The sequence below is a fragment of the Streptomyces africanus genome (assembly GCF_030816955.1).
GTDB classification, from domain to species: domain Bacteria; phylum Actinomycetota; class Actinomycetes; order Streptomycetales; family Streptomycetaceae; genus Streptomyces; species Streptomyces africanus.
The window spans coordinates 6549115-6562385 of the sequence record NZ_JAUSYP010000001.1 but is presented as its reverse complement, the minus strand read 5'-3'; the positions used below and the strand labels follow the sequence as shown (position 1 = coordinate 6562385).

The 13271-nt window shown below is 71.4% G+C and carries 11 protein-coding genes; 2 read left to right on the top strand and 9 right to left on the bottom strand.

The window, feature by feature from the left end; all coding sequences use genetic code 11:
* Window positions 1-133: 133 nt before the first annotated feature.
* The 3 genes from QF034_RS30415 to QF034_RS30405 all read right to left on the bottom strand — a co-directional run bounded on the left by QF034_RS30415 (window position 134) and on the right by QF034_RS30405 (window position 4868).
* Window positions 134-1462, bottom strand: coding sequence for a class I SAM-dependent RNA methyltransferase (locus QF034_RS30415; RefSeq protein WP_307177888.1), 1329 nt, complete (start codon window positions 1460-1462; stop codon window positions 134-136).
* A 110-nt stretch (window positions 1463-1572) separates the two neighbouring features.
* Complete coding sequence (locus QF034_RS30410; protein WP_307177887.1) at window positions 1573-3624, bottom strand: APC family permease; 2052 nt, start codon at window positions 3622-3624, stop codon at window positions 1573-1575.
* Window positions 3625-3923: 299 nt separating this feature from the next.
* Window positions 3924-4868, bottom strand: a complete 945-nt coding sequence (locus QF034_RS30405) for a PfkB family carbohydrate kinase (protein WP_307177886.1) — start codon at window positions 4866-4868, stop codon at window positions 3924-3926.
* 245 nt (window positions 4869-5113) lie between these two features.
* On the opposite strand from QF034_RS30405, the gene QF034_RS30400 reads away from it, so the two are divergent.
* Together QF034_RS30400 and QF034_RS30395 are read left to right on the top strand one after the other, a co-directional pair.
* The gene (locus QF034_RS30400) at window positions 5114-5785 is read left to right on the top strand and encodes a potassium channel family protein (protein ID WP_307177885.1); all 672 of its coding nucleotides are present in this window, start codon (window positions 5114-5116) and stop codon (window positions 5783-5785) included.
* Window positions 5785-6462 carry a potassium channel family protein gene (locus QF034_RS30395; protein ID WP_010035052.1) on the top strand — a complete coding sequence of 226 codons (678 nt, stop codon included), beginning with the start codon at window positions 5785-5787 and terminating at the stop codon, window positions 6460-6462. The genes QF034_RS30400 and QF034_RS30395 overlap by 1 nt, the downstream gene beginning before the upstream one ends.
* 163 nt (window positions 6463-6625) lie before the next feature.
* Here the strand turns inward: QF034_RS30395 and QF034_RS30390 are convergent, their stop codons facing one another.
* From QF034_RS30390 to QF034_RS30365, 6 genes are all read right to left on the bottom strand, one after another.
* The gene (locus QF034_RS30390; protein ID WP_307177884.1) at window positions 6626-7354 is read right to left on the bottom strand and encodes a DUF3159 domain-containing protein; all 729 of its coding nucleotides are present in this window, start codon (window positions 7352-7354) and stop codon (window positions 6626-6628) included.
* Between the two features lie 3 nt (window positions 7355-7357).
* Window positions 7358-7756, bottom strand: coding sequence for an OB-fold nucleic acid binding domain-containing protein (locus tag QF034_RS30385; protein ID WP_086559477.1), 399 nt, complete (start codon window positions 7754-7756; stop codon window positions 7358-7360).
* A gap of 53 nt (window positions 7757-7809) precedes the next feature.
* Window positions 7810-8493, bottom strand: a complete 684-nt coding sequence (locus QF034_RS30380) for a response regulator (RefSeq protein WP_307177883.1) — start codon at window positions 8491-8493, stop codon at window positions 7810-7812.
* A complete protein-coding gene (locus QF034_RS30375) occupies window positions 8490-11048 on the bottom strand; it encodes a sensor histidine kinase (RefSeq protein ID WP_307177882.1) in 2559 nt (852 codons plus the stop codon). The genes QF034_RS30380 and QF034_RS30375 overlap by 4 nt, the downstream gene beginning before the upstream one ends.
* Before the next feature lie 130 nt (window positions 11049-11178).
* Window positions 11179-12354 (bottom strand): alginate lyase family protein, encoded by a 1176-nt coding sequence (locus QF034_RS30370; RefSeq protein WP_307177881.1) that lies wholly within the window; start codon window positions 12352-12354, stop codon window positions 11179-11181.
* A gap of 164 nt (window positions 12355-12518) precedes the next feature.
* A complete protein-coding gene (locus QF034_RS30365) occupies window positions 12519-13271 on the bottom strand; it encodes a DUF3710 domain-containing protein (protein WP_086559454.1) in 753 nt (250 codons plus the stop codon).

Below are 13271 nucleotides of genomic sequence, written 5' to 3'. Positions count from 1 at the left end.
TCGCCCGCACCCTGCTGCTCGAAGCAGCAGGTGAGGCATGTGGCGCGAGCCTGCGACGCACTCCACGCGATGGACTTCTGGAAACAGATCGAGCGTACCCGCCACGCCTGGGCCATCCAGCAGAACCCGCAGGTCAGAGCCGCTTCGAAGCAGGCTCCAGAATCGCCACACACTCCACGTGCGACGTCATCGGAAACAGATCGAACGCCCGCAGCATCCGCACCCGATACCCCCCGTCCCGGAAGTACCCCAGGTCTCGCGCCAACGCAGCGGGGTCGCACGCCACATAGGCGATCCGCCGTGCTCCGAGCGACGACAGGTGCTGGACCGTCTTCCGGCCCGCCCCGGCCCGGGGAGGGTCGAGGACGATCAGGTCGACCTCGGTGATCCCCGTGCGCGGCAGGACCGACTCGACCTTGCCCTGCTCGATCCGGACGCGGTCGAACTCGGCGAGGTTGTGCCGGGCGTCCTCCACCGCGCGCTTGCCGGACTCGATGCCGAGGACAGCGCCCTGGTCGCCGACCCGGTCGGCGAGGGCACCGGCGAAGAGGCCGACACCGCAGTACAGGTCGAGGGCCATGTCGCCCTTGCGGGGCAGGAGGCCCTGCATCACGGCCGTCACCAGGGTGTCCGCGGCCCGCGGGTGGACCTGCCAGAAGCCGCCACCCCCGACGCGGTAGGTCCGGCCGTCCGCACGCTCGCGGACGAAGGGGCGGCCGTGGACGCGGTGGACGCCACCGGAGCGCTCGTCCACGCGCAGCACCGACACCGGGCGGTCGAGCTCGACCAGCGGGAGGCGCGCTCCCGGCTTCGGCGTGAGGATCACCTGGCGGTCCTGCGAACCCGTCGCCGCGATCGCCTCGACGGAGTCCATGCCGGTCCAGACCCGCTTCTCGATGCCCAGCTCGCTGACCCCCTCCGCGGCGATCATGCAGTGGTCGATCGGCTCGACCTCGTGGGAGCGGTGCCGGCGCAGGCCCGCACGGCCGTCGGCCGTGACCGCGTACTGGACGCGGGTACGCCAGGACGGGACCTGGCCCGCGGGCACCTTGTCGCCCTCTGCGGGCACGACCGTGCCGTCCCAGCCGGCCTCCTCCGGAGTGAGGCCCGCGAGGTGCTGGAGCTGCTCTGCGATGACGTCGGCCTTCAGGCGCCGCTGCGCGCCCGGCTTGGCGTGCTGCCAGTCGCAGCCGCCGCAGCGGCCCGGGCCGGCGAACGGGCAGGGGACGTCGATCCGGTCCTTGGAGGCGTCCAGCACCTCCACCGCGTCCGCGCGCAGGAACCGGGCGCCCTCCTCGCCCTCCGTCACCCGCGCCACGACCCGCTCACCGGGCAGCGCGTGCCGGACGAACAGCACCTGGCCCTCGGACGTACGGGCGATGCAGTGACCGCCGTGGGCGACGGGGCCGATCTCGACCTCGTACTCCTCTCCCACCAGCGACTTCTTCGGTTCTGCCTGCATGGTGGGGTGACTCCAAAACACGTGGGGGGCAAGGGCCGGACGGAAACGGCCGGACAACAGCCCACCAGTCTACGTGGGTGCCGCCCGGCCGCTTCACACGAGCCGTCTTCTCACGACTTGTGCTCGGTGGACTCCTTCGACCGCACCTGGGCGGGCCCCCGCCGCACCGAACCCGGCGCGTTCCACTCCGCCTGCCTGCGGGCCCGCCGCTTCGCTGCCTCGGAGGACTGGAGCTGGTACGGCACCGAGGTCACCATGATCCCCGGCGTGAACAGCAGCCGGCCCTTCAGCCGCAGGGCGCTCTGGTTGTGCAGCAGATGCTCGTACCAGTGGCCGACGACGTACTCGGGGATGATCACGGACACCGCGTCCCGCGGCGACTCCTTGCGCAGGCCCTTGACGTACTCGATGATCGGCCGCGTGATCTCGCGGTAGGGCGAGTCCAGGACCTTCAGCGGTACGTCGATGCCGCGCCGCTCCCACTCCTCGCGCAGCGCCTTGGTCTCCGCCGGGTCGACGTTGACGCTCAGGGCCTCCAGGCTGTCCGAGCGCATCAGCTTGGCGTAGGCCAGGGCGCGCAGCGCCGGGCGGTGGATCTTGGAGATCAGGACGACGGAGTGGATGCGGGACGGCCGTACGCTGTCGTCGCTCGGGCCCTCGGGGGCGGCGATCTCCTCGGCGACGCGGTCGTAGTGCTTACGGATGGCCGTCATCGTCGCGTAGAAGATCACCATGCCGAGCAGGGCGACCCACGCGCCGTGCGTGAACTTGGTGACGAGGACGACCACCAGCACGAGGCCGGTGAAGAAGGCGCCGAAGGCGTTGATGGCGCGTGAGCGGATCATGTGGCGGCGCTTGGTCTGATCCTGCTCGGTGGCCAGGAGGCGGTTCCAGTGCCGGACCATGCCGGTCTGGCTGAGCGTGAAGGACACGAACACGCCGACGATGTACAGCTGGATCAGGCGCGTGGAGTCGGCGCCGTAGATGCCCACCAGCAGTCCGGCGGCGCCCGCGAGGAGCACGATGCCGTTGGAGAAGGCGAGGCGGTCGCCGCGGGTGTGCAGCTGGCGCGGCAGGTAGCGGTCCTGGGCGAGGATCGAGCCGAGCAGCGGGAAGCCGTTGTAGGCGGTGTTCGCGGCGAGGAACAGCACCAGCGCGGTGGCCGCGGCCAGCACGATGAACAGGAAGCTGCCCTTGCCGAAGACGGCCTCGGCGACCTGGGAGATCACCGGGTTCTGCACATAGTCCTCGCCGATCGGGACCCCGTTGTGGAAGAGGTCCCGGGCCGGGTTCTCGGCCATGCGGACGTCGGTCGTGGCGGCCAGGGCGATGATGCCGCAGAACATGGTGACGGCGAGCAGGCCCATCATCGCGAGCGTGGTCGCGGCGTTCTTGGACTTGGGCTTGCGGAAGGCCGGCACGCCGTTGGAGATCGCCTCGACGCCGGTGAGCGCGGCGCAGCCGGAGGAGAAGGCGCGCAGCAGCAGGAAGACCAGGGCGAAGCCCGCCAGGCCCTGGTGCTCGGGTTTGATGACGTAGTCCGCCGTCGGTGCCCGCATGGTGTCGCCGAGGACCAGTCCGCGGAAGGCGCCCCAGGCGATCATGGTGAAGACGCCCGCGACGAAGACGTACGTCGGGATGGCGAACAGCGAGCCCGACTCCTTCACGCCGCGCAGGTTCATCAGCGTCAGCAGCACGATCACGCCGATCGCGCACAGCACCTTGTGTTCGACCACGAACGGGACCGCGGAGCCCAGGTTCTCGATGCCGGAGGAGATCGACACCGCGACGGTGAGGACGTAGTCGACGAGCAGGGCGCTCGCGACCGTCAGGCCGGCCCGGGGGCCGAGGTTGGTGTTCGCCACCTCGTAGTCGCCGCCACCGCTGGGGTAGGCGTGCACGTTCTGCCGGTACGACGCCACCACGGTGAACATCAGCACGACGACCGCGACCGCGATCCACGGACTGAAGTGGTACGCCGTCACACCCGCGATCGACAGGACCAGCAGCACCTCCCCCGGCGCGTACGCGACGGAGGACAGCGGGTCGGAGGCGAAGACGGGTAGTGCGATGCGCTTCGGCAGGAGCGTTTCGCCCAGCCGGTCACTGCGCAGTGCGCGCCCGATCAGGATCCGTTTGGGCACGTCGGTCAGTTTGGACACAACAGTGGATCGTAAGCGTTCGATTGCGGGCTCGCCCACCCGCCACCCCCCATCGGCCCTCCGTCTGCTCTCCGAGTGAATTCAGAGGCTGCTGCGGCTGCGGGTTCGGCAGGTCACCCGGATCCCATGCCTATATGACTAAGCCCCGTCCGTCTCCCGGCCGTTGCCGCCCCTGGAGGTCCCATGCACCCGACCGCAGAACTGATCGGCGCCACGGCCGCCCTCATCGCCCTCGGAATCCTCACCTTGGCCAGCGTGCGCAGCATCAGCCGCCGCAAGGACGTGTCGCCGGACACGCCCTAGAGGGGCGGACGCCCCTGTCCGCCGCTGAACCGCGCCCGCTCCAGCTCCGCCACCCGCGCACGCAGTTCCTCCCGCCCGATGCTCTCCGTCCGGGTCGACGGGACTGTGCAGGCGTATGCCCCGGCCACTGTGCCGTGCAGGGCGCAGTGGTGGGGCGGGGCGCCCTGCAGCCAGGCGAAGAGGAACGCGGCGGCGAAGGCGTCGCCCGCGCCGTTGGAGTCGACGACCGGTGCCGGGGGTGCGGCGGCGGGGACGTGGGTCAGCTCGCCGTCGGTCAGCAGGTACGCGCCGTCCGCGCCGGCGGTGGCGACGACGGTCCGGGCCCGGCCCCGCTCGGTGATCCGCCGCATGGTCCGCTCCGGGTCGGCCAGGGCCGTGCAGGAGAGGAAGACCAGGTCGGCCTGGTGGGCGAAGGTCTCGTGGTAGGGGTCGGAGCCGTCCCAGTCGTGCAGGTCGGTCGAGATCGTGATGCCCGCCTCGCGCAGGACCGGCAGCGCGTGGGCGCACGGCTGGGTGATGACGACATGGGCGTGCCGGCCGGCCGCGGCCAGGTCCCGCAGCACGGCTTCGGGCAGCCGGTCCGTCTCCGCCGAGCGGGTGGCGTCGTACAGCGACAGCCGTCTGCCGTCGGGGCCGACGAGGTTGACGGCGCGCTTGGTGCCGAGCGGCTGGGGGACGGCGGTGAGCGCGATGCCGTGGTCCCGGTGCAGGGCGCGGACCAGGTCGCCCTCGGGGTCGTCGCCGAGCAGGTCGACGTGGTGCGTGCGCAGCCCCAGCGCGCTCGCGGCCAGCGCGACGAAGTCCCCGCTCTGGCCCGCGCGCGTCACGATCCCGGGCCGGATCATGTGGCTGTCGGCCAACGGCACGGGCAGCTCGGGCACGTGCACGATCGTGTCCACGCCCGCGCCGCCCAGGACAAGGACGTCGATCTCGCTCCTCATGGTGGCTTCCTCCCCGCCGAGGCCCGGCAGGGCCCTCGGCAACGCCCTCGACTTTGCCGATACGTTGGACTCGGGCAGTCGAACGCGGCACCGCCCCCGGAAGGCATCATGGCGTGATTCCACCGGCATGATGTTGCCTGGCGGCCCGCACTCAGGCCGCGACTGGTGCCTGGCGAGCCGAAAGAGAGACATGAGCAGGACATTGTTGATGGTCAGAGGGCCCGTAGGAAGCACGGTGTGACGCGATGCATATTGTGATCATGGGTTGCGGAAGGGTGGGTTCCGCCCTGGCCCAGAACCTGGAGCAACAGGGCCACACCGTCGCCGTGGTCGACCAGGACCCCACCGCCTTCCGCCGCCTGGGGTCCTCCTTCGGCGGCCGCCGGGTCACCGGGGTCGGCTTCGACCAGGACACCCTGCGCGAGGCGGGCATCGAGGAGGCCGGTGCCTTCGCCGCCGTCTCCAGCGGTGACAACTCCAACATCATCGCCGCGCGCGTGGCCCGCGAGATGTTCGGCATCGAGAACGTCGCCGCCCGCATCTACGACCCCCGCCGCGCCGAGGTCTACCAGCGCCTGGGCATCCCCACCGTCGCGACCGTCCGCTGGACGGCCGACCAGATGCTGCGGCGCCTGCTCCCCTCGGGCGCCGAGCCGCTGTGGCGCGACCCCACCGGGGGCGTCCAGCTCGCCGAGGTGCACACCTCCCCGGCCTGGGTCGGCCACAAGATCAGCCGGATCCAGGAGGAGACCGGCGTGCGCGTGGCGTTCCTGACCCGGCTCGGCGAGGCGGTCCTGCCCACCTCGCAGACGGTGTTGCAGGAGGGCGACCTGGTGCACGTGATGATGCGCACCGACGAGGTCGACACGGTCGAGGCGGCGTTCGCCAAGGGTCCCGAAGAGGAGGGCGGTCACTGATGAGGGTCGCCATTGCCGGTGCCGGCGCGGTCGGCCGCTCGATCGCGGGCGAACTGCTGGAGAACGGCCACGAGGTCCTGCTGATCGACAAGGCGCCGACCGCCATCTCGGTCGAACGCGTCCCGCAGGCCGAGTGGCTGCTGGCCGACGCGTGCGAGATCACGTCCCTGGACGAGGCGGCGCTCCAGCGCTGCAACGTCGTCATCGCCGCGACCGGCGACGACAAGGTGAACCTGGTCGTCTCGCTCCTCGCCAAGACGGAGTACGGCGTTCCGCGGGTGGTCGCCCGGGTGAACAACCCGAAGAACGAGTGGCTGTTCAACGAGTCCTGGGGCGTGGACGTCGCCGTGTCCACACCGCGTCTGATGTCGGCCCTGGTCGAGGAGGCGGTGAGCGTGGGCGACCTGGTCCGCCTGCTCCGCTTCAGCCACGGCGACGCCAACCTGGTCGAGCTGACCCTGCCGGAGGAGTCGGCCCTGGCCGGCACCCAGGTCGGGGACGTCGAGTGGCCCGAGGACACGTCCCTGGTCACGATCATCCGCGGCACCCGCGTCCTGACACCCTCCCGGGAGGACTCCCTGGAGGCGGGCGACGAACTCCTCTTCGTGGCCGCACAGGCCCGTGAGGAGCAGCTGGAGGACCTGCTGTCGGTACGCCGGGACAGCGCGGCGAGCTGAGCGGGGCCCCTCCGGGGGGTACGCAGAAGGGGCGTCCTGGGTTCTCAGGACGCCCCTGTCTTTTTGCTTCACTTCTCGACCGACCGCGTCGGGCGGCGGGTGGGCACAGGTCCCGGGGGTCTGGGGGCGGAGCCCCCGGCAGGTCCGGCACGAACGCCGGGCACTACTCGGCCGGCCGGGCGGCAGCCTCCCGCTCCCTCTCCTCCGCGGCCTTCTCCTCCGCCTCCATCTCCGCGAACACGTCGATCGGCGCGGGCGCCTTCGCCAGGAAGACCCACGTCAGCCACACGGCGAACAGGAACGGCGGGATCTTCAGGGCAATCAGGACCCAGCCCAGCTGCGTGGTGTCGGCCCACCAGTACAGCGGGAAGAGGATCGCGCACTTGGCGAGCAGGATCGCGCCCCACGCGTAACTGGCCTTCGCGTACGCCTTCTTCCGGCCGGGGTTCCGCGTACGCCAGGAGAGGTTCTCCTTGAAGACCGGGCCGAGGATCAGCCCGATCAGCGGGACACCGCACAGGGTGGTGACGATGTACGCGAGTCCCAGACCCAGCGTGTAGAGCATGCCGGGCAGGTAGAAGTCCTTGGCGTTGCCGGTCATCATCGCGAAGACGACACCGAAGGCCACACCGAAGACACCGCTGAAGGCGTGCTTGACGGTGTCCTTCCTCACCAGCCGGACCACCACCAGCACCAGCGACACCGCCAGCGCCGCGATCGCCGACAGGTGCAGGTCCTTGTTGATCGTGTAGATGGTGACGAACAGCAGGCCGGGCACCACCGTCTCGACCATGCCCCGCACGCCGCCGAACGCTTCGAACAGGGCGGCCTCGGTCACCGCCCGGGCGTCGTCCGCAGATGTCTCTTCGGTCGGCTTGTCGAGCGACGTCACCGGCTACTCCCGTCCGAGGGGTCTCAGTTCGTACTTGGGATTGAACAGCACCCGGCGGCCCCGGCTCATCGAGATCCGGCCCGATGCGATCAGCTTGCGCCCCGGCTCTATGCCCACGATGGAGCGCCGGCCGAGCCACACCACGTCCAGCGCGGCGGAGCCGTCGAACAGCTCGGCCTCCAGGGCCGGGACTCCGGCGCGCGGTCGCAGGGTGACCGTGCGCAAGGTACCAGTAACCGTCACTATCTGCCGGTCCTGGCAGTCACCGATCCGGGTACAGCCCGTGGTCTCGGTGTCCTCGCGCAGCTCCTCGGACTCCAGGTCCTCCTGTGACGAGGAGAGCCGGTCGAGCATGCGCCGGAACCGGCCCGCAGGCTTCTGCGAACGAGGAACAGCACTCATGTCTAGAGCGTACCGGGGGCTGCTGAAAGCCACGTAGTCCCGTGGCGAGGACCTCACTTCTCGAACCGGTACCCCATCCCCGGCTCCGTGATGAAGTGCTTGGGGTGGGAGGGGTCCGCCTCCAGCTTCCGCCGCAGCTGCGCCATGTACACGCGCAGATAGTTGGTCTCCGTCCCGTACGACGGCCCCCAGACCTCCTGGAGCAGCCGCTTCTGCCCGACCAGCCGGCCGCTGTTGCGGACCAGGACCTCCAGCAGGTGCCACTCGGTGGGAGTCAGCCGTACGTCCTTGCCGGCGCGGTCGACCTTCTTCGCGGCCAGGTCGACGGTGAACTCGCCGGTCTCGACGACCATGTCGTCCGCACCGCCGCCGGCCGGCTCGGCCCGGCGCACGGCGGCCCGCAGCCGGGCCAGCAGTTCGTCCATGCCGAAGGGCTTGGTGACGTAGTCGTCGGCGCCCGCGTCCAGCGCCTGAACCTTCTCGTCGGAGGAGTGCCGGGCGGACAGCACCAGGATCGGCACCCGGGTCCAGCCGCGCAGGCCCCTGATCACCTCGACGCCGTCCATGTCGGGCAGGCCGAGGTCGAGGACGACCACGTCGGGGTGGCGGGCGGCGGCGAGCCGGAGGGCGGTGGCACCGTCGTGGGCGGCGTCGACCTCGTACGTGCGTGCCCTGAGGTTGATCACGAGGGCCCGCACGATCTGCGGCTCGTCGTCGACCACCAGCACACGGGTCATGAGGAGGCCTGCCTTTCCGGTTCTGCCGCGCGGTCCGCCGCGTGGCGGAGCTCCGGGCGGGATCCCGCCGCACGGAGGGTGAGGACCATGGTGAGCCCGCCGCCGGGGGTGTCCTCGGCGCCGAGCGTGCCGCCCATGGCCTCGGCGAAGCCGCGCGCCACCGCGAGCCCCAGTCCCACGCCGGCGCCGCGCGGGGCGTCGCCGTGGCGCTGGAAGGGCTCGAAGACGCGCTCCTTGGCCTCGTCGGGGACGCCGGGCCCCCGGTCGACCACCCGCACCTCGACCCGGTCGGCGAGTGCGCTGGCGGCGACCAGCACGGGCGTGCCGGACGGACTGTACTTGACGGCGTTCTCAACGAGGTTGGCCATGGCCCGCTCCAGCAGCCCGGGGTCCACGTCGACCATGGGCAGGGTCTCCGGGACGTCCAGGCCGACGCTGCCGTCGGGTACGCCGCCGAGCGCCATCGGCACCACTTCGTCGAGGTCGATCTCGCGGATCAGCGGGGTGACCGTGCCGGTCCGGAGCCGGGACATGTCGAGCAGGTTGCCGACGAGATGGTCGAGGCGGTCGGCGCCCTCCTCGATGCCGGCCAGCAGCTCCGCCCGGTCCTCCTCGGACCACTCGACGTCCTCGGAGCGCAGGGAGGTCACCGCCGCCTTGATCCCGGCGAGCGGGGTGCGCAGGTCGTGGCTGACGGCGGCGAGCAGCGCCGTGCGGATGCGGTCGCCCTCGGCGAGCGCGCGGGCCCGGTCGGCTTCCTCACGGAGCCGGCTGCGGTCCAGGACGACGGCGGCCTGGGCGGCGAAGGCGGCCAGCACGCGGCGGTCCTCGGCGGGCAGGACGCGGCCGGTCAGCGCGAGCGCCATGTGGTCCCCGACCGGCATGTCCACGTCCGCCTGGTCGGGCCGCTCGACGGGACGTCCGTGCCCGACGCGGCCGGCGCAGGTCCACGGCTCGACATCGCCCGCCCGTTCCAGCAGGGCCGCCGACTCCATGCCGAAGGTCTCGCGGACCCGTTCCAGAAGGTCCTCCAGGCCGGTCTCGCCGCGCAGCACGTTGCCCGCGAGGAAGGACAGGATCCCGGACTCGGCCCGCAGCCGGGCCGCCTGGTGGGTGCGGCGGGCGGCGAGGTCGACCACGGAGGCCACCGCGGCCCCGACGGCGACGAAGATCGCGATGGCGAGGACGTTCTTCGGGTCGGCGATGGTCCACCGGTGCAGGGGCGGTGAGTAGAAGTAGTTCAGCAGCAGGGAGCCCACCGCCGCCGAGGCCAGCGCCGGGAACAGCCCGCCGAGCAGGGCCGCGGCCACGGTCAGCGCCAGGAACAGCAGCATGTCGTTGGCGAGGCCGAGGTCGACGGCGTGGAGCAGCGCCGCCAGGGCCGGCGGGCCGGCGACACCGACCAGCCAGCCCCAGACCCGGCGGGAGCGCCCGAGGCGCGCGCCCCGGGCCACCGGCAGTCCGCGGCCCTTGGCGACCTCGTCGTGGGTGACGATGTGCACGTCGAGGTCGGAGCCGGACCGCTGGGCGACCGTCGCGCCGACGCCGGGCCCGAAGGCGTACTGCCAGGTCTTGCGGCGCGAGGAGCCCAGCACGAGCTGGGTGGCGTTCACCCCGCGGGCGAAGGCGAGCAGCGCGGCCGGTATGTCGTCGCCGACCACGTGGTGGAATGTTCCGCCGAGGTCCTCGACGAGGGTCCGCTGCATCGCCAGTTCCTTGGGCGAGGCCGAGGGCAGCCCGTCGCTGCGGGCTATGTAGACGGCCAGCACCTCGCCGCCGGCGCCCTTGCCGGCCAGCCGTGCGGCCCTGCGGATCAGCGTGCGGCCCTCGGGGCCGCCGGTCAGGCCGACCACGATCCGCTCGCGCGAACCCCAGATCCTCGCCACCCGGTGCTCGCTGCGGTACTCGGTGAGGTGGGCGTCGACCCGGTCGGCCACCCACAGCAGGGCCAGCTCGCGCAGGGCGGTCAGGTTGCCGGGGCGGAAGTAGTTCGACAGTGCCGCGTCGACCTTGTCGGGCGGGTGGATGTTGCCGTGCGCCATCCGCCGCCGCAGCGCCTCGGGCGACATGTCGACCAGCTCGACCTGGTCGGCCCGCCGCACCACCTCGTCCGGCACGGTCTCCCGCTCCCGCACACCGGTGATCGACTCGACGACGTCGCCGAGGGACTCCAGGTGCTGGATGTCGACGGTCGAGACGACGTCGATCCCGGCCGCGAGCAGTTCCTCGACGTCCTGCCAGCGCTTGGCGTTGCGGGACCCCGGGACGTTCGTGTGGGCCAGTTCGTCCACCAGGGCGACCTGCGGGCGGCGGGCGAGGACGGCGTCGAGATCCATCTCGGGGAAGACGCCGCCGCGGTACGCCAGCCGCCGGCACGGCACCCGCTCCAGCCCGTGCAGCATCGTCTCGGTGCGGGGCCGGTCGTGGTGCTCGACGAAGGCGACCACGCAGTCGGTGCCCCGCTCGACGCGGCGGTGCGCCTCGGACAGCATCGCGTACGTCTTGCCGACGCCCGGTGCCGCACCGAGGTGGATCCGAAGCTTGCCGCGTGCCATGGCCTCATTGTCTTCCGGTCCGCTGCCTGCGCAGCCTCGACCTTACGGCCGGGCAGAGCGGCACGTCGGCGCCGGGCGCGTCGCCGGACCGTCCTTGACGGAACCCTGACGCGCCCGGCCGTTCAGCGGGTCACCCGGGGTTGTCGCCGTGGGTGAGGGTCTCCCAGGCGACGAAGAGGTTGTTGCTGCCGGCGGGGCGGCCGCGCAGGGTCAGCGTCCCGGTGTTGGTCATGGCGTGTCCGAGGCGGTTGGCCAGGGCGTTGTGGCCGACCTCGGTGATCGGCCCGAGCCCCGGCTTCAGCGAGCCGCCGCACAGCCAGCCGGGAGCGGCGGTACCGAGCTCGAATTTGGCGTGGAAGCCGAGCCCGTGGCGCAGCCGCTCGCCGACGTCGGTGCCGTAGAGGTCCTGCCCCTGGATCCGGCTGGTCTCGGCGACGTGCGAGATGGCCGAGAGCCCGTACCCGGTGTGCGTGAAGTCCCGGCAGGTCTCCTGGCTGAGACCGTCGACGAAGGTCGACTGGCCCTGCCAGTACTTGACGACCTTCTCCCGGGTGTTCAGGTTCTGGCTCGGCACGGTCTTCGGCAGGTCGCCGTCGGAGGCCAGGTAGACGTAGGCGGCCGTGCGCGTGCGGAACTTCGCCATGGCCTTGTCGTACGACGCCTTGTCCTCCAGGAAGACGGAGATGCCGACGGCGGCCTCCATCATCGACAGCTCCCAGTTGCCGTTGGAGTTCGAGCCGTTGATCACTTCGGGGAGGTAGACGTTCCGGAGCATGGTGGCGAAGCGGCCGGCGTCGGCCCAGTTGCCGGTGTACGTGTACTTGATGATCTCGGCGGCCTTGGGCCAGGAGGAGCCGGCCCAGCCGGTCTGCAGGGGCGCGTTGCTGTTGGTGTGGTCCCTGATCACGGCGGACCAGGCGTCCATCAGCTCGATCGCCTTGCGCGCGTGCCGTTCGTCGCGGGTGACGTACCAGGCGAGGGCCTGGGTGTAGGCGGCGATCGCGTCCTCGCGTTCGTCGGTGCAGCCGTTGTCGGGGTTGGAGTACGAACCGCACTCGACGACCGCCCGGGGCCTGGGCGTGCGGTTCAGGTCGGCGTACTTGCCGGCCATCATCCGGTCGAAGGCGCCCTTCCAGGGCTGGGCGCCGGCATTGACCTTGGAGCGGGTGAAGTCCAGCTGGCCCTTGGAGACGGTGACTCCGGGGTGGACGAAGGCGGCGGGGGCGCCGGGAGCGGCGCCGGCGGGCCAGGCGAGGGCACCGGCGACGAGGGCGGCCGCGGCCGCGAGGAGTGCGGTTCTGCGCATACGTGGAGGCCTTCCGTTCTCGTATGTGAACGTAAAGCGCCTTTATGAACAGACGCGTTGGACGGAGACGGTAGGTACAGACCAATGCCCCGTCAAGGCTCCCGGCATGAAGCATGAGAAAGGGCCGCACCCCTGGGGGTGCGGCCCTGGTGTCTCTGCGACGCTCAGCGAACCTCGGTGATCTCCGGTCCGCGCTGGAGCTGGCCCATTCCGCCGGCGAAACGGGAGCCCTCCTCCTGCTGGACGCCCTCGGGGACCATCTGGGCGTCGTCGGGCAGCTTCAGGACGATCGGGTCGCGGGGCGCCATCGGGCCCTCGCCGCGGACCACGACGGTGTCCCGGAAGATCTGCTCGAGCAGCCCGGCGGCCTGCGGCTGCACCGCGCCCTGGCCCGAGATGACCCCGCGCAGGAACCAGCGGGGGCCGTCCACACCGACGAACCGCACGACCTGGAAGCCGCCGGTGCCGTCCGGCAGCTGCACCGGCACCTGAGCCCGCAACTCCCAGCCCAGCGGCCCTTCGACCTCGTCGACGATGCCGCCCTGCTGGGTGATGCCCGAGCCGATCTCCTCGCGCACCTCGGCCCAGATGCCCTCACGCTTGGGCGCTGCGAAGCCCTGCAACTGGATGGCGCTGTCCCTCAGCACGACCGTCGCCGCCACGATCGCGTCACCCGCGACCTCGACCCGCAGCTCCATGCCGTCGACGCCCGGCACGAACAGACCGCCCAGGTCGACCCGGCCCTCGCCCGGGTCGCGCACCTCGGAGCTGTCCCAGGGCCCGTCGGGCCGCGGCGCCGGCTCGAGCCTCAGGCGCTCGCCCTCGCCGCCCGCCTCACTGTCGACACCGTCGACGACCTGCTCGGCCTCGCCGGCCGCGTCCTCGGCGGCATCCCTCTTCTTGCGACGTCCGAACAC